A 15,788-nucleotide genomic window follows, 5' to 3' on the forward strand; every position below is an offset into this window, starting at 1 on the left:
GTGCGGGGTCAGCTGGGGGCCGACGCGGCTCGTCGCGCGGTCGGCAGCTTCGCCCGACCCCACCGCAGCCCGCGGTCCAGCACGGCACGGGCCATGATCGCGACGCAGGTGCCGCCGTTGAGGAAGGACGCCACCACGTCGCTCGGGTGGTGCATCCCCCGATACATCCGGGTCAACGCCACGCCCAGCGGCACCATCAGCAGCAGCGTCCACCAGGCGACCTTCGCCCCGGTGCTGCGGACCCGCAGCGCCATCAGCACGGCGATGCCGACGTAGAGCGCCACCGCCGCCGAGGTGTGCCCGGACGGGAAGCTCGACGTGGGCGGCGAGACGTCCATGTGCTCCACCGCCGGCCGCTGCCTGTCGATCACCATCGTGGTCAGCAGGAACACCAGCGCCTGGGCGGTGACCGCCGCGCACAGGAACAGGGGCTCCCGCCAGCGGTTCAGCCAGAGCCGCAGCGCCAGCGCCACCAGTACGGTGACCACGACGATCATCTGGGTGCTGGCCAGTGTGCTGAACACCAGCGAGACGTTGTTCCAACCGCCGGTGCGGTCACCGGCGAACTCCCGATTCACCGCGTCCTCGACGGTGAACGGCCAGGTCCGGGCGAGCACCCGGGTGACCAGCACTCCGAGCAGCACCATGACGCCGAACAGGAGGGACACCGGCAGCAGCACCCGCCGGACGATCTGGACCACGGTGTCGGGCATGAGCCGGCAAGTACCCGTTCGGCGTCGTCGGCACGCCTCAGGTCGCGCCGGGGTGCCGCTCGATCTCGGGAGCGACGCCGTCGCGGGCCGGCCGGACCGGTCGCAGGCCGGTGTGCGCCCGCCAACTGGTGAACGCGGCGGTGGTCGCCGCGACCACCGCCACGCCGAGCAGCCAACCGCCGAGCACGTCGCTGGTGAAGTGCACACCGAGCGCCACCCGGCTCAACCCGGTCACCACGGTGAGCAGCAGCGCGCCGACCCAGAGCGCGACCCGTGCCACTCCCCGGCCGACGTACGGCAGAAACACCAGCAGCAGCACCCCGGCGGTCAGGGTGGCGTTCAACGCGTGACCGGACGGGAACGAATAGCCGGCGGCCCGCGCCACCGGGTCGAGCAGCTCCGGTCGGTCCCGGCCGACGAGCAGCTTCAGCAACGGGCCGAACAGCCCACCCACCACCATGGTGGTGGTCGCCCAGAGGGCCAGTCGGCGGGCTCCCCGGCGCAGCAGCCAGATCACCACGAGCAGGGCGGCTGCCCGCAGCGGCATCGGCGCGAACACCTCGGTCCAGGTGTGCATCAGCACGACCCAGGCCGGGTGGTCGACGGCGTAACCGTGCAGCGCCTCGGTGACCGCCGTGTCCAGCCGGTGCAGCGGTGCCCAGGCGCCGAGCACCAGCAGCGCGAGCAGCGCGAAAGGCACGAGCACCAGGAACGCCGCCGTCGCGGCCAGGGTGAGCCGCAGCCCGAGCGAATGGTCCGGGTCGAGTCGGCGGCGCCGCCAGGACGGGTGCCGGGCGGTGCCGAGGGTACGTGGGCCGGGCGCGCTCATGCGAACCGTTCTACCCCACCATTCGGCCGGTCAGGCCTGCCGGTGGGCCTCGATCATCAGGACCGCTGGCGGAGCCGGCGCACCAGCAGGGTGGCGCCGCCGGTCAGGGCGACGAGAAGCATGAACCCGGTCCACAGTTGCTCCGGTGCCGACGTGTCCTCGCCACCAGCGGCCCGGGCCGTCCACCGGCTCTGCTGACGAGGAGCGGCGAGACCGAGCGGATTGCTGCCGGCGCCGGCCACCGAGTCGTCAGCGGAGCCGGGAGCCGGACCGAAGCCGGTCACCCCCGGCGACGTCTGATCATCGAGCGGGTTCGCGGTCACCGATGGCACGTCGGCGCTCAACGCGGCCACCGGGTCGACCATCCCGTACCCGAAGCGGTCGTCCCGGCCGGTCGGCCCGAGGTCCCGGGCGGTGGTCAGCAAGCGGTTGACCACCTCACCCGCGGACATCTGGGGATAGCGGGACCGGACCAGCGCGGCGGTGGCCGCCACCAGTGGCGCGGCGAAGCTGGTGCCCTGCACCCGCCAGTACCCGCTCGGGGGTTTGGCGCCGACCAGCCCGGTGGCGGGAGCGCTGAGCACCGTCGCCCGGCCGGTGATCGACCCGGACCACAGGTCCTCGCTGTTGCGCTCCAGGCCGGCGACCGCGATCACCCCCGGCTCACGCGCCGGATACCACACCTTGGTGCTGCTGGAGGTGGCCAGGTTGCCGGTGCAGGCGACCACGACCACGTCCCGGACGAACGCGTAGTCCAAGGCCGCCGCCAGGGCGGGGCTGTCGCCGCTGCCGCCCAGCGACAGGTTGATCACGCGGGCGCCGTGATCGACCGCCCAGCGGACCCCCTGGGCCACGATCAGCGCGTCGTCGTAGCGGTTGTCCTCGTCGAGCACCCGGACCGGCAGGATCCGCGCGTCCGGCGCGAGGCCGACCACGCCCCGCTTGTCGTCCTTGCGGCCGGCGATCAGGCCGGCGACTGTCGTGCCGTGCCCCACCGGATCCGGTCCCGCGCCGCCGCCGGAGCCGACCAGATCCTGACCGGGCAGCACCTGGCCGACCAGGTCCGGATGGCTGCCGTCCACCCCGGAGTCGACCACCGCGACGGTCACGCCCCGGCCGGTCGAGCTGCGCCAGGCCGTCTCGGCCTGCAACTCGTCGAGCTGCCACTGCTCGTCGCGGACCTGATCGGTGCGAGCGATCGTGTCGCCGGGGGCGAACACCGTCGGCCCGCCGGCCAACTGGCCGCCGTGGCTGGGCGCGGTCACGGGTACGGCCGCCGCGGTCGGCGCGACGACGGCGAGCGCCGCGGCCGCACCGAGCAGCGCCCGGACGGTCGCCCGTCGGGCGGCCGACGGACCGCTGTGCCGCACCCCTGTCACATCCCCAGCCATTCATCCCGACGGAACCATGACGATCGGAGATTACCGGTTTCCCCACCCGTCACGGGAAGAACCGGCGAGTCGGGTCATTGTGGCGGCAGTTGTGCGAGCTGAACGAGGCGTACGCCCTCCCGCCGGGTGACCAACCGACCACGCCCCGGCGGCAGCGGCCCCGGCCGCACCGGTCCGACGAGCGCACCCTCCTCCGGGCTGCCCGCCATCACCAGGCCGGCGGTGGACAGCTCCCGCAGCCGTTGCACGATCGGCTCGTACTGGGCCCGGCCCGCGCCACCGGACCGGCGGGCCAGCACCAGGTGCAGCCCGACGTCACGGGCGTGCGGCAGGTGCTCCTCCAGCGCCCGCAGCGGGTTGGCCGGCCCGGCCGCCACCAGGTCGTAGTCGTCGACGAGCACGAACAGCTCCGGCCCGGACCACCAGGATCGATCCCGCAGTTGTGGCGGGGTGACCTCCGGCCCGGGGGCACGCCGCTCCAGGTAACCGGCGGCCGACTCGACAAGCTCGGCGGTGTGCGCCGCGGCGGTGCCGTACCCGATCAGGTGCGGCGTCTCGATGGCGCCGAGCAGACTGCGCCGGTAGTCGACCAGGATCACCCGGGCCTGCTCGGGGGTGAACCGGGTGGTGATCGACGAGGCCAACGCGCGCAGGAACGACGACTTGCCGCACTCCGAGTCCCCGAAGACCACGAAGTGAGGCTCGGTGGCGAAGTCGAGCCACACCGGCCGCAGGTCCGCCTCCGCGATCCCGATCGGCAACCGCAGCCCGGTCGTCGCGGTCAGGTCCATTTCGGCGTACGGCAGCACCGGCGGGAGCAGCCGCACCCGGGGCGCCGACGGGCCACCCCAACTGCCGGCGACCCGTTTGACCAGATCGGCGGTCTCTCCGTGATCGGCGAGCTGGGGCAGCGCGGTGAGGAAGTGCAGGCCCTCCGCGGTCACCCCCCGACCGGAGCGCTCCGGCACGTTGGCGGCGGCACGCCGGGCCACCAGCGAGTCGGACGGATCACCAAGGCGCAGTTCCAGCCGGGAGCCGAACAGGTCCCGGATCGCCGGCCGGAAGTCCAGCCAGCGCAGCGCCGTGGCGACCACGTGCAGCCCGTACGACAGTCCCCGGGTGGCCAGGTCGGTGATCAGCGGTTCCAGATCGTCGTACTCGCCCCGGACCGTGCTCCAACCGTCGATCACCAGGAACACGTCGCCGAACGGATCGGCCCCGAGCTGGCTTGTCGTTGGAGCGGCGGCCCGCCGCTGCCGGTACGCGGCCATCGACTCCACGCCCAACTCCGCGAAGCGGCGTTCCCGATCGGCCAGCACGGTGCTCATCTCGCCGACGGTGCGCCGGACGGCGGTCGGGTCGGCCCGACCGGTCACCCCACCCACGTGCGGAAGGTCGCGCAACGCGGCCAGCCCGCCGCCACCGAAGTCCAGGCAGTAGACCTGCACCTCGACCGGGGTGTGGGTGAGCGCCAACGCGCAGATCAGCGTACGCAGCGCGGTGGACTTGCCGCTCTGTGGCGCACCGACCACCGCGACGTGCCCGGCGGCCCCGTCCAGCGTCAGCCAGAGCAGGTCCCGGCGCTGCTCCAACGGCTTGTCCACGACGGCCAGTGGCACTCCCAGCGAGCCGTGCAGCTCCGGGTTGCCCACGCTGAGCCCGCGCTCCGGGTCCACCTCGACCGGGCCGAGCAGCTCGTCCAGGGCCGGTGGCGGACCGAGCGGCGGGAGCCAGACCTGGTGCGCTGGTGGCCCCTGCCCGACGAGCCGGTCCACCAGCAGGTCGAGCAGTGTCTCCCGGTCCTCCTCCTCCGGGGCGGCGGGCACGACCGGGGTCGCCGGCTCGGGCACCGGCACCACGTGGGTGGTGAAGGTGAGTAGCCGGGCACCCCCCTCGGCCGCGACGCCGGCCGGCGCGGTCCGCCGGCGGACGGCACCGGAGACGTACGCGGCCTTGAACCGGGCCAGCGGGTCGGTGCCGGCGCGCAGGTAGCCGTGCCCCGGCGAGCGGGGCAGCTCGTGCGCGTCCGGCACCCCGAGCACCGTGCGCGACTCCAACGCGGAGAAGGTTCGCAACCCGATCCGGTACGACAGGTGGGTGTCCAGCCCACGGAGCCGCCCCTCCTCCAGCCGCTGGCTGGCGAGCAGCAGGTGCACGCCGAGCGACCGGCCCAGCCGGCCGATCTGCACGAACAGGTCGATGAAGTCGGGCTTGGCGGAGAGCAGTTCGGAGAACTCGTCGCAGATCAGCAGCAGCGACGGCAGCGGGGCCAGTGGGCTGCCGGCCGCCCGGGACCGCTCGTAGTCGCGCACGCTGGCGAAGTTGCCGGCGCGGCGCAGCAGCTCCTGCCGGCGGACCAACTCCCCGTTGATCGCGTCGACCATCCGGTCGACCAGCGGCAACGCGTCGGCCAGGTTCGTGATCACCGCCGCGGTGTGCGGCAACCTGTCGAACGAGGCGAAGGTGGCGCCACCCTTGAAGTCGACGAGCACGAAGTTGAGCTGCTCGGAGCTGTGCGTGGCGGCGAGCCCCAACACCAGCGTGCGGAGCAGCTCGGACTTACCGGAGCCGGTCGCCCCGATGAGCAGGCCGTGCGGTCCCATCCCGTCCTGGGCGGACTCCTTGAGGTCAAGCTCGATCGCGCCGCCATCCGCGCCCACCCCGATCGGCACCCGCAGCCGGTCCCGTGCCGAGCGCGGCAGCCAGCCCTGCTCAGCGGTGAAGCTTTCCGGGTCACCGAGCCCGAGTAGTTCGGGAAGGCCCAGGTCCGCCTGGAGCGGGGCGTCCGGTCCGCGGGCCGCGCCGGCGAGCCGCAGCGGCGCCAACCGTCGGGCGACCGCCTCGGCGTCGGCGAGGTCCAACTGATCGGCGGTGCCCACCTCGGCGTGCCCGTCGGACGACCACGAGTGCAGCCGTCGGTCGTGCAACTCCAGCAGCAGCGCGTACCTGTCGAGCAGCCGGGGCGGCGGGGTGTCCAGGTCCAGCACGGTGAGCGCATCGATGCCGCCGTCACCGGTCAGGTCACTGGCGCCGGTCAGGTCGCCGCCGTCGAGCACCACCACCACGTGCGGGCCGTCGGTGGCGGGTCCGGCCGGGCTGAACCGCGACCGGCTGGCCAGCACGTCGGCGAGCAGCCGTTCCAACTCGGCGGCGGAGCTGGTGACCAGCCGTACCGGGCCGAGCGCGTCGGTGCGGCTCGGATGGTGGGCGTGCGGGAGCCATTTCACCCACTCCCAGCAGGCGCGGCGTTCCGGTCCCGCGCAGACGGCGACGAGCAGCTCGTCGGGGGCGTGGAAGACCGCGAGCTGGGTCAGCACCGCCCGGACCAGTGCCTGCGCCGCCGGGTCGCCGGTGGGTGGCCCACCGGTGGCCGGGGCGCCGCCCCCGCTCCGGCCGGCGGGACGCACGTGCACCCGGGCGAAGCTGCGCAACGACAGGGCCACCGGCAGGTCCGGCACCACGGAGTACGCGTCCAGAAAGCGGCGCAACGCCCCGGCGGTCATCGGCTCCAGCTCCTCCAGCGGCCGGGTGACGGGTGGGACGAGCGGGGTGGCCAGGGTCTGCGGCCCGACGGCGACCCGGACCACCGCGAAGTCCGGGTCGGCGGGACGTCGTTCCCAGACCCGGTGACTGTCCACCGTCGACCAGAGCACGCCCGGGTCCGGGTGCCGGTAGTAGAGCCCGGCCCGCTGCTGTCCCGCGGTGCGTCGCACCCGCCGCCGCAGCGTGGCCAGGTGGCGCAGGTACTCCCGGCGGGCGGCCATCATCTCGGACTTCTTCGGCGTGCCGGAGGCGCTGCCCCAGGAGGTCACCAGCATCGCCAGCGAGGAGAGCCCGAACATCCCACCGACCACGTACGAGTAGGCGCCGCCGCCCCGGCCGAACATCATCGCCATCGCGACCGTACCCCCGAGCATGGGCAGCAGCATGAGCATCTGCTGCCACCGTCCACCGGTCACCACGGGGATCTCCGGCGGTGCCTCGACCGGCAGTTCGCCGGCGGGGATCTCCGGCGCCGGTCGACGTGGTGGGCGCTTGATGACGACTGTCGACACTCGGCCTCCTGACTGCGCTGGGTAACCCGAGCCGGACTCATGGTAGGTAAAGTCCTGTCGTCCGCACAGCCTCCGATCCCTCCCGAGATGGAGACCAGTCGATGACTACCGGTCTGGCCCGCGTCACCATCAGCGCGCCGCAACGACGGGTGGACGTCGCCCTGCCGGAGCAGGTGCCTCTCGCCGAGCTGCTGCCCGACGTGCTCCGGCACGCCGGCGTCGGGCTGGCCGACGACGGCGAACAGCACGGCGGCTGGGTTCTGCGCCGCACCGACGGCGCGCTGCTGACGACCGCACAGGCACTGCTGCCCCAGGGGGTCCGCGACGGTGAGGTGCTGCACCTCGTGCCGGCCCGCGCGCACTGGCCCGAGCTGGAGTACGACGACGTGGTCGAGGCGATCGCCGACGGTGCCCGCCGCCGTGGCGGCGCCTGGTCGCCCACCGCCACCCGGGCCGCCGGTCTCGCCGGTGCGGCCGTCCCGCTCACCGTCGGGCTGCTCGCCCTGCTCGTCGGCGGCCCGACGTACCGGGCCGGCTGGCTGGCCGCCGCCGTGGTGGCGCTGCTGCTCACCGTGGCCGGTGCGGTCGCCTCCCGCGCCAACGGCGACGGCACCGCCGGGGCGACACTCGGCGGCTACGCGCTGCCGTACGCGTTCACGGCCGGCGCCCTCGCGGTCGGCTCCGGCGACCCGGTCGGGCCGGTCGGGCCGGTCCGCTGGGTGGGCGCGCCCGAGCTGCTGGCCGGCTCGGTGGCGCTGTCGCTGGTGGCGCTGATCGGCCTGCTCGGAGTGGCCAGCCGGCTACGGGTCTTCGTGGCCGGTGTGACGGTCGGCCTGATCGGTGCCGGGTCGGCGCTCGGTGGGCTGCTGCTCAGCCCGGCCGGCGCGGCGGCGGTGCTGCTCAGCGCCCTGGTCTTCGCCGTCGGCGTCATTCCGCTGCTGGCCATCCGGCTGGGCAAGCTCCCCCTGCCGCCGATCACCCTGCCGACCTCGACCCCCACCGAAGGGCCGGAGCGATCCCGGGATCTGCCGGACCGGAGCCGGGTGAACGCGGCGGTGACCCGCACCGAGGAGGTGCTCACCGGGATGTTGATCGGGCACGCCCTGCTGGCGGTGGCCGCCGCGGTCGTACTCGGGGTTGCCGGCACGACGGCCGGCTGGGTGCTGCTGGCGGTCACCTCGGCCGTGCTGCTGCTGCGGTCGCGGCTGTTCGTGGCGTTGCGGCACCGGGTCCCCACGGTGCTGGCCGGGCTGGCCGGCTACACCGTGCTGGGCGTGGTGCTCGTTGGCCGGGCCGACGACGTCGGGCGGTTGGCGCTGGTCCTGGGCGGTGCGGCGTTGGCCCTGGTGGCCGCCGCCAGCGGCACCGGATACGCCCGCCGGCCGGTCTCGCCGTACCTCGGAAGGATCGCGGACCTCACCGACACGGCCCTGGCGGTCGCCGTGGTGCCGATCGCCTGCGCGGTGCTCGACCTGTACGACCGGGCCCGGGGGCTGCTCGGTTGAGCGGCCCCCGGGCCCGGTGCGTCGGTGGTACGTCAGTGCATGGATTCGCCGCGCGCCTCGGCGTCCCTGGCCCGCTGGTACGAGGCGTGGATCTCGGCCTCGGCCTCGGTGCGGCCGACCCAGGTCGCGCCCTCCACCGACTTGCCGGGCTCCAGGTCCTTGTACACCTCGAAGAAGTGCTGGATCTCCAGCCGGTCGAACTCGCCGAGGTGGTGGATGTCGCGCAGGTGCTCCTGGCGAGGATCCTCGTAGGGCACGCAGAGGACCTTGTCGTCCCCGCCCTTCTCGTCGGTCATCCGGAACATGCCGATGGTGCGGCAGCGGATCAGGCAACCCGGGAAGGTCGGCTCGGGGACCAGCACCAGCGCGTCCAGCGGGTCGCCGTCCTCGCCCAGAGTGCCCTCGATGAACCCGTAGTCGGCCGGGTACTGGGTGGAGGTGAAGAGAGTGCGGTCCAACCGGATCCGGCCGGTCTTGTGGTCCACCTCGTACTTGTTCCGGTGACCTTTGGGGATCTCAACCGTCACGTCGAAATCCATCTGCACGCTCCCTCGTCTGCCCACGCTGGCTAACGGAACCACTGGCGGCCCCTCCGGACAGGTGAATGCCCACCCGCCGACTCCGGCCGCCGCATAGTCTTCGGACCGAAGTAGTGTCACCCAAGCCGATTTTCGCTGGGGGAGGAGGGGGTCGTGGGGAGGGAAGATTCACACTACCGCCCGGACGGGGGCTCCGCGCACGGTACCGGACGATCCGGCTCCGGCGGCGCCACGGGCCGGGTCCCGGTGCCGGAGGCCCACCTGCCCCGGGCTTCCGAGCCAGGGACGCCGGCAACCGGGACGCCCCCACCAATGCCCTGGCGCCCCCCCGGCTCGACCCCGCCCATCCCGAACAACGGCCGCTTTCCGGTAGCCGGCGGTGACCGGCCGACGAGTGGCCCGCCGCGCGGGAGCGCGTCCGTCCCGGTCAGTTCGGCCCCGCCCGGCCCGACCTCGGGTGGCCCGCCGCGCGGCAGCGCGTCCGTCCCGGTCAGTCCGGCTCCGCCGGGCCCGACCTCGGGTGGTCCGTCGCGCGGGAGCGCGTCCGTCCCGGTCAGTCCGGCTCCGCCCGGTGCGTGGCCCGGTCCGACCGCCACCCCCGGTGGCGCCCCACCGCTGGGTCCGCCGATCTCCGCGTTGCCGTCGCCCGCCGGCGCCGCGCCGGCCCCCGCACCGGTCGCCCCCGCTCGTCGGCGGCGGCTGCCGGTGGTGCTGGCCGTCGTGCTGCTGCTGGTGCTCGCCGGTGTCGGCGTCGTCGTCGTCCGACCCGGCCCGGTCGCTGGATGGCTGGGCGACGACGCCGGGTCCGCGCCGAACGCCGTGGGCGCGACCCCGGAGCCGGACCCGGCGGACGTGTTGTCCGGCCCGGACCCGAACGCTCCGGTACCCACCGCGGACGGGGTTCGTGCCGCGCTCGACCCACTTGTCGGGGTCGCCGCCCTAGGCGATCGGGTGAACGTCTCGGTGGCCGATGTCATCTCCGGCCAGACGCTGTTCGACAAGGGGGCGGACGACGGCACCGTGCCCGCCTCGGTGACCAAACTGGCGACCGCGGTCACGGCACTGGCAGCCCGGGGACCCGGCTACCGGATCCCCACTCGCGCCGTGGCCGGCACGAAGGCCGGCGAGGTGGTGATCATCGGTGGTGGCGATCCCACCCTCGCGATCGACAAGAAGGGCTACTACCCGGGCGCGGCGCGGCTCGACGAGTTGGCCGCCCAGGTGCGTACGGCGCTCGGCGGCACCACCCCGACCAGTGTCACCGTCGACGGTTCGGTCTACTCCGGCCCGGTCTACGGCCCAGGCTGGGACGACGACATCCCCACCGGTGGGTCCGGTGGCGCGGTGACGGCGTTGATGACCGACGGCGCACGCCGGGATCCGAGCGTCCCGCACGGGGCCGCGGCGCGGTTCGCCGAGCCGGACCTGGCCGCCGGAAAGGCGTTCGCCCGCCTGCTCGGTGTGCCGGGCGACGCCGTGAAGCGGGGCACGGCACCGGCGCCCGCCGCGGCCGGTGGCACCCCGGCGCCGGGCAGCGAGCTGGGTGTGGTGCAGTCTCCGCCGATGATCCGGCTGGTCGACATCATGATCAGCGAGAGTGACAACCTGGTGGCCGAGGCGTTGGCCCGTCAGGTCGCGATGGCCCGCAACCAGCCGGCCTCGTTCGACGGTGGCGCCGCCGCGATGGACGCGGAGGTGGCCGAGTTGGGCCTGCCCGCCGACGAGATCACCCTGTCCGACGGCAGCGGACTGTCCCGCAACAACCGGATCAGCCCGTCGTTGCTGACCGACCTGATCCGACTGGCCGCCAGCCCGGATCATCCGGAGTTGGCGGGCGTCTTCGGCGGTCTGCCGGTGGGCGGCTGGTCGGGGACCCTGGACGAGCGCTACCGCACCGCCGCCGGCACCGCCGCCGGGGCGGGCAGCGTCCGGGCGAAGACCGGCACACTGACCGCCGTGCACTCCATTGCGGGTCTGGTCACCACCGCCGATGGTCGGCTACTCACCTTCGCGGTGCTCACGGATCGGGTGCCGGGCGGAAAGGAAACCGCCCAACCGGCGCTGGATCGGATCACCGCAGCGCTGGCCGGCTGCGGCTGTCGCTGACCGTCACTCCGACCCCTACCGGGGACGCCATCGCCGTCGATCGGGATCGCGAGCGCGGGCCGGGGTGTCGCGGCGCGGGTACGGTGGGTCCATGGCGCAGTTCGTGGACTGGGATCTGGCCGCCGCCACCGCGGGGGCGTTGAGCAAGTCGGGCCCCCGGGTGTCGTACTCCGAGGCCACCGACGTGGTCGGCGACCTGCGCCGGCTGACCGATGAGGCGGCCGGACACGTGGCCGACTACACGGGGCTGCGGGCGCAGGTGGCGCATCCGCCGGTTCGGGTGGTCGACCGGCGCGACTGGGCGGCGACGAACATTGCCGGCCTTCGCGAGGTGATCACTCCGCTGGTGAGCCGGCTGTCCGGCGACAAGCAGCCGGGTGCGTTGACCGAGGCGGTCGGCTCTCGGCTGACCGGGGTGCAGGCCGGCACCGTGCTGGCGTACCTCTCCGGTCGGGTGCTCGGGCAGTACGAGGTCTTCTCGGCCGACCCGGGCCAACTGCTGCTTGTCGCACCGAACATCGTCGAGGTGGAGCGCAAGCTCGGTGCGGACCCGCGGGACTTCCGGCTCTGGGTGTGCCTGCACGAGGTCACCCACCGGACCCAGTTCACCGCCGTTCCGTGGATGCGGGCCTATTTCCTCGGCGAGGTGCAGGCGTTCGTCGACGCCTCGTCCAGCGGCAGTGAGCATGTCGTCGAGCGCCTGCGGCGCGGGGTGGCCACGCTTTCCGAGGCGGTCCGTGACCCGGAGAGCCGCACCAGCGTGCTGGACATCGTGCAGACCCCGGCGCAGCGGGCGGTGCTGGACCGGCTCACCGCCTTGATGACCCTGCTGGAGGGGCACGCCGAGTTCGTGATGGACGGCGTTGGTCCGCAGGTGATCCCGAGCGTGGAGCGGATCCGGGCGTCGTTCAACCGACGCAGGGAGGCGGGCAACCCGCTGGAGAAGGCCATCCGCCGGCTGCTCGGGGTGGACGTCAAGATGCGCCAGTACGCCGAGGGGCGCAAGTTCGTGCACGGCGTGGTGGAACGGGTCGGCATGGACGGCTTCAACTCGATCTTCAACTCGCCGCTCACGCTGCCCCGGCTGTCCGAGTTGGGTGACCCGGATGCCTGGGTGGCCCGGGTGCACGGCCCGGCCGGCACCATTCGGGCAGCTGGCTGACCACCCAGCGGTGGCCGCGCTCGCCCCGCCGGTGGCCGCGATCCGGGTGGCGGTCCGGCGCGCCCTGACCGGTCTGCCGTCCGGTGGGCCGGTGCTTGTCGCCTGCTCCGGCGGAGCCGACTCGCTCGCCCTCGCGGCGGCCACCGCGTTCGTGGCGCCTCGACTGGGTCGCGCCGCCGTGCTGGTCTCGGTCGACCACGGATTGCAGGACGGCTCCGCGGAGCGTGCCGAGGCGGTGGTCGCCTGGGCCGGTGGGTTCGGGTACGCGTCGGCGACCGCCGTGCGGGTGGAGGTGGCGGGGCGTCCAGGCGGGCCGGAGGCGGCCGCCCGGGAGGCTCGTTACCAGGCGCTGACCGAGGTGGCCCGGCAGCAGAACGCGGTCGCGGTGCTCACCGGGCACACCCGCGACGACCAGGCGGAGACGGTGCTGCTGGCGCTCGCCCGGGGCGCCGGTCCCCGGGGGTTGGCCGGAATGCCCGCCCGGCGAGACCTGAACGGGGTGCCGCTGCTGCGTCCGCTGCTGGAGATCGGTCGGGCGCAGACCCGCGCCGCCTGTGCCGTGCTCGGGCTGAGCCCGTGGCAGGACCCGCACAACACCGACCCGTCGTACGCCCGCTCCCGGGTGCGGGCCGACCTGCTGCCGGCGCTGGTGCGGGCGCTCGGACCCGGCGTGGTGGACAACCTCGCGCGTACCGCCGGTCTGGTGGCGGCTGACAACGCCGCGCTCGACGAGGTGGCGGCGACGGCGCTGGCCGGGGCACGGCACCCCGAGGGAGGCCTCTCCGTGCCCGCGCTGGCCGGTCTGGCCCCCGCGGTGCGTGGCCGGGTGCTGCACTCCTGGGCGCGTGAGGTGGGCGCCCTGCCGGGAGCGCTGTCGCACCGGCACGTCAACGCCCTGGACGCGCTGGTCACCGCTTGGCATGGTCAGGGTCCCACCGATCTGCCCGGGGGTGTCCGGGTGCTCCGCCGCGCCGATCGGCTGGCGCCGGTCACCCCCAGCTGACGCCGACGTCCATCTCGCCGCGCCGTCGATCGACGCCGGTCAGCGTTGTAGGCGTTGCGTTGCCGAACGGGTGCGCCTTTGCTGGGTGGCGATGTCAGCCGCTGTGTGCCCGGTCCCGGAAGGTGGTCCGGTAGCTGTGTGGGGTGGCGCCGACCCGGCGGGTGAAGTGGTGGCGCAGCGCTGCGGCGTCGCCGAAGCCGGACTGGTCGGCGACGGCCTCCACGCTCAACGGGGTCTCTTCGAGCAGCCGCCGGGCGAGCAGCACCCGTTGGTTGGTGAGCCAGTCGTGCGGGGTGGTGCCGGTCTCGGCGCGGAACCGGCGGGCGAACGTGCGTGGTGCCATCCCGGCGCGGGCGGCCAACTCCTCGACAGTGGTCGTCCGGTCCAGGTGACCCATCAGCCACTCCAGCACCGGTTCCAGGGTGGGTGCCTCGGGTGCCTTCGGGATGGGCGCCTCGACGTACTGGGACTGGCCGCCGTCGCGGTGCGGCGGGACCACCATCCGTCGCGCCAGTCGGGTCGCGGTGGCCGAGCCGTGCTCCTGGCGGATCAGGTGCAGGCAGGCGTCGATGCCGGCCGCCGTGCCGGCGCTGGTGAGCAGCCGGCCGTCCTGGACGTAGAGCGAGTTGCAGCGCACCCGGGCGCGTGGGTGCCGGCGTTGCAGCTCGTCCACGTACCGCCAGTGGGTCGTGCATTCCCGGTCGTCGAGCAGGCCGGCCTCGCCGAGCAGGAAGGCGCCCGAGCAGACGCTGAACAGGTACGCGCCGCGGGCGTCGGCCCGTCGTAGCGCGTCGAGCACCGAGCCGGGAACGGTGGTGCCCTGGCTGTGCGCGGGAACGGCCACCAGGTCGGCCTCCTCGACCGGGCCGAGGTCGGCGTGCGGGGTGAGGTGGAAGCCGGACGACGTACGCACCGGAGCGCCGTCGGGGCTGCACACCTGGAATCGGTAGCCGGGAAAACCGTCGGCGGTGCGGTCGGTGCCGAACACCTCGGCGAGCACGCCGAGCTCGAAGGGGGCGACCTGGTCGAGGGCGAGCACGGCGATGGACCGGAGCATGTGACGAGGGTAACCCGAGAGGTGGCAGTAAATCGATGACCAATGGCATTCCTGCCACTGTCCGGTCGGCGCGACAGGTCGCAGACTGGTCTCAGTCCGGTGCGCACCGGCGGCGAAACCGACAGCAATCATGCGAAAGCGAGCGCCGCCATGGAGTTCCTGCTCTTCCTTCTTTTCCTCGTCCTGCTCGTCGCCGCCTCGGCGGCCGGCCTGACCGTCGACAGCCACGATTCGGCGGACTGGAAGCCCAGCGACGACGGCCGCCGCTGGCGGTCACGTACCAACTGATGCCTTTAGCATCTTTTGCCCAGAAAATCCCGGGCGGGACCGCGCCAAAAGGTGCGGCCCCGCCGACGGAGGCCATCCGACGTACGGCAGGCTAGGAGTCATGGCTGACGGCTCCTGGTACGACGCCGACATCGACCACGTGATCATCTCCGAGGCGCAGATTCGCGAGAAGACGGCGGAGCTGGCCAAGCAGGTCTCCGCCGACTACTCCCACGTGAACGACGGGCTGCTGCTCGTGTGCGTGCTCAAGGGTGCGGTGATGTTCATGGCGGACTTCGCGCGGGCACTCGGCCGCAACGGCCCCCCGGCCGAACTCGACTTCATGGCCATCTCCTCCTACGGCCAGGGCACCACCTCGTCCGGGGTGGTCCGCATCCTCAAGGACCTGGACCGGGACATCGCCGGTCGGCACGTGGTGGTCGTCGAGGACATCGTCGACTCCGGGCTCACCCTCTCCTGGCTGCTGCGCTACCTGGAGTCCCGTTCGGCGGCCAGCGTGGAGGTCGTCGCGCTGTTCCGTAAGCCGGACGCGGTCAAGGTGCCGGTCCCGGTCAAGTACGTCGGCTTCGACATCCCCACCGAGTTCGTGGTCGGCTACGGCCTGGACTTCGGTGAGCGCTACCGGGAGCTGCCGTACGTCGGGGTGCTCAAGCCCGAGGTCTACGCCCGCTCCTGACGCCGGCCGCGAGCCCGCCGGGGTGACCCGGAGTGGCGTGAGGTCGACTCGTATCGGCATTCATCGAGCCGACGTTCAGCGCGCTCTCAGCTCTTGCGGCTACCGTGGACCCGGTGGCCCGGAGGTTTCTCCGCGCCCGACCCCCTCGGCCGCGTGATCGGGCCGTCGGGTGGCCGGGCCGGACTCCCCGCCACGCCGGTTTCCACCCGGACCCGCCGTACGCGGGTCGCAGGGCTGGTGGGCCTGCCCACGGCGCGTGCCATCGATATCAAAGGTGCGCCCAGTGCGGGGCTCGCGAGCTCGCTCCTCGCGTACACGGTGTACCGTCGAATGACCGCGGCGCGGCAGTTTTCGCGCCTCGGGGTCGAGGCCGCCCCGCATGGCAGCTCCGACCGCCGCTTAACCGCGGCGACACCAATCAGATGGTCAGGACGTCGATCAGGAGGATGCGGGCGCTCCGGCGC

The 15,788-nt window shown here is 73.3% G+C and carries 12 protein-coding genes; 6 read left to right on the plus strand and 6 right to left on the minus strand.

Annotated elements, in window-relative coordinates:
- Nucleotides 1-8 precede the first annotated feature (8 nt).
- The 4 genes from AB0C01_RS08690 to eccCa all read right to left on the minus strand — a co-directional run bounded on the left by AB0C01_RS08690 (nt 9) and on the right by eccCa (nt 6,988).
- The gene (locus tag AB0C01_RS08690) at nt 9-713 is read right to left on the minus strand and encodes a phosphatase PAP2 family protein (RefSeq protein ID WP_357252919.1); all 705 of its coding nucleotides are present in this window, start codon (nt 711-713) and stop codon (nt 9-11) included.
- 37 nt (nt 714-750) lie between these two features.
- The gene (locus tag AB0C01_RS08695) at nt 751-1,542 is read right to left on the minus strand and encodes a phosphatase PAP2 family protein (protein WP_357570770.1); all 792 of its coding nucleotides are present in this window, start codon (nt 1,540-1,542) and stop codon (nt 751-753) included.
- A 56-nt stretch (nt 1,543-1,598) separates the two neighbouring features.
- Nucleotides 1,599-2,921, minus strand: coding sequence for a type VII secretion-associated serine protease mycosin (gene mycP, locus AB0C01_RS08700; RefSeq protein ID WP_357253061.1), 1,323 nt, complete (start codon nt 2,919-2,921; stop codon nt 1,599-1,601).
- Nucleotides 2,922-3,007: 86 nt separating this feature from the next.
- Nucleotides 3,008-6,988: a type VII secretion protein EccCa gene (eccCa, locus tag AB0C01_RS08705; RefSeq protein ID WP_357570771.1), complete on the minus strand. Its 3,981-nt coding sequence runs from the start codon at nt 6,986-6,988 to the stop codon at nt 3,008-3,010.
- 101 nt (nt 6,989-7,089) lie between these two features.
- Here eccCa and eccD point away from each other — a divergent pair, with 101 nt between their 5' ends.
- Nucleotides 7,090-8,493 carry a type VII secretion integral membrane protein EccD gene (gene eccD / locus AB0C01_RS08710; protein ID WP_357252910.1) on the plus strand — a complete coding sequence of 468 codons (1,404 nt, stop codon included), beginning with the start codon at nt 7,090-7,092 and terminating at the stop codon, nt 8,491-8,493.
- Nucleotides 8,494-8,525: 32 nt separating this feature from the next.
- Here eccD and AB0C01_RS08715 read toward each other — a convergent pair whose 3' ends face one another.
- Complete coding sequence (locus AB0C01_RS08715; protein ID WP_091403280.1) at nt 8,526-9,032, minus strand: inorganic diphosphatase; 507 nt, start codon at nt 9,030-9,032, stop codon at nt 8,526-8,528.
- A gap of 627 nt (nt 9,033-9,659) precedes the next feature.
- Between AB0C01_RS08715 and dacB the strand changes: the two genes are divergently transcribed.
- The 3 genes from dacB (at nt 9,660) to tilS (ending at nt 13,303) form a co-directional block, all read left to right on the plus strand.
- Nucleotides 9,660-11,138, plus strand: coding sequence for a D-alanyl-D-alanine carboxypeptidase/D-alanyl-D-alanine-endopeptidase (gene dacB / locus AB0C01_RS08720; RefSeq protein ID WP_357253059.1), 1,479 nt, complete (start codon nt 9,660-9,662; stop codon nt 11,136-11,138).
- A gap of 91 nt (nt 11,139-11,229) precedes the next feature.
- Nucleotides 11,230-12,300 (plus strand): zinc-dependent metalloprotease, encoded by a 1,071-nt coding sequence (locus AB0C01_RS08725; protein WP_357252906.1) that lies wholly within the window; start codon nt 11,230-11,232, stop codon nt 12,298-12,300.
- Between the two features lie 10 nt (nt 12,301-12,310).
- A complete protein-coding gene (tilS, locus tag AB0C01_RS08730; RefSeq protein ID WP_357570772.1) occupies nt 12,311-13,303 on the plus strand; it encodes a tRNA lysidine(34) synthetase TilS in 993 nt (330 codons plus the stop codon).
- 94 nt (nt 13,304-13,397) lie between these two features.
- Here the strand turns inward: tilS and AB0C01_RS08735 are convergent, their stop codons facing one another.
- A complete protein-coding gene (locus AB0C01_RS08735; protein ID WP_357252900.1) occupies nt 13,398-14,360 on the minus strand; it encodes a helix-turn-helix domain-containing protein in 963 nt (320 codons plus the stop codon).
- Nucleotides 14,361-14,459: 99 nt separating this feature from the next.
- On the opposite strand from AB0C01_RS08735, the gene AB0C01_RS08740 reads away from it, so the two are divergent.
- Both AB0C01_RS08740 and hpt read left to right on the plus strand, forming a co-directional pair.
- Nucleotides 14,460-14,648, plus strand: coding sequence for a hypothetical protein (locus AB0C01_RS08740; protein ID WP_357253067.1), 189 nt, complete (start codon nt 14,460-14,462; stop codon nt 14,646-14,648).
- Nucleotides 14,649-14,748: 100 nt separating this feature from the next.
- Nucleotides 14,749-15,324: a hypoxanthine phosphoribosyltransferase gene (gene hpt / locus AB0C01_RS08745; RefSeq protein ID WP_357252898.1), complete on the plus strand. Its 576-nt coding sequence runs from the start codon at nt 14,749-14,751 to the stop codon at nt 15,322-15,324.
- Nucleotides 15,325-15,788 lie beyond the last annotated feature (464 nt).

The organism is Micromonospora sp. NPDC048905 (genome assembly GCF_040649655.1).
Taxonomy (GTDB): Bacteria; Actinomycetota; Actinomycetes; order Mycobacteriales; family Micromonosporaceae; genus Micromonospora.

Excerpts from the sequence above, each read along its gene's own strand:
- AB0C01_RS08690 (WP_357252919.1), bottom strand. The coding sequence starts at position 713 with ATGCCCGACACCGTGGTCCAGATCGTCCGGCGGGTGCTGCTGCCGGTG.
- AB0C01_RS08715 (WP_091403280.1), bottom strand. The coding sequence starts at position 9,032 with ATGGATTTCGACGTGACGGTTGAGATCCCCAAAGGTCACCGGAACAAG.
- eccD (WP_357252910.1), top strand. The coding sequence starts at position 7,090 with ATGACTACCGGTCTGGCCCGCGTCACCATCAGCGCGCCGCAACGACGG.
- AB0C01_RS08695 (WP_357570770.1), bottom strand. The coding sequence starts at position 1,542 with ATGAGCGCGCCCGGCCCACGTACCCTCGGCACCGCCCGGCACCCGTCC.
- AB0C01_RS08735 (WP_357252900.1), bottom strand. The coding sequence starts at position 14,360 with ATGCTCCGGTCCATCGCCGTGCTCGCCCTCGACCAGGTCGCCCCCTTC.
- AB0C01_RS08725 (WP_357252906.1), top strand. The coding sequence starts at position 11,230 with ATGGCGCAGTTCGTGGACTGGGATCTGGCCGCCGCCACCGCGGGGGCG.
- hpt (WP_357252898.1), top strand. The coding sequence starts at position 14,749 with ATGGCTGACGGCTCCTGGTACGACGCCGACATCGACCACGTGATCATC.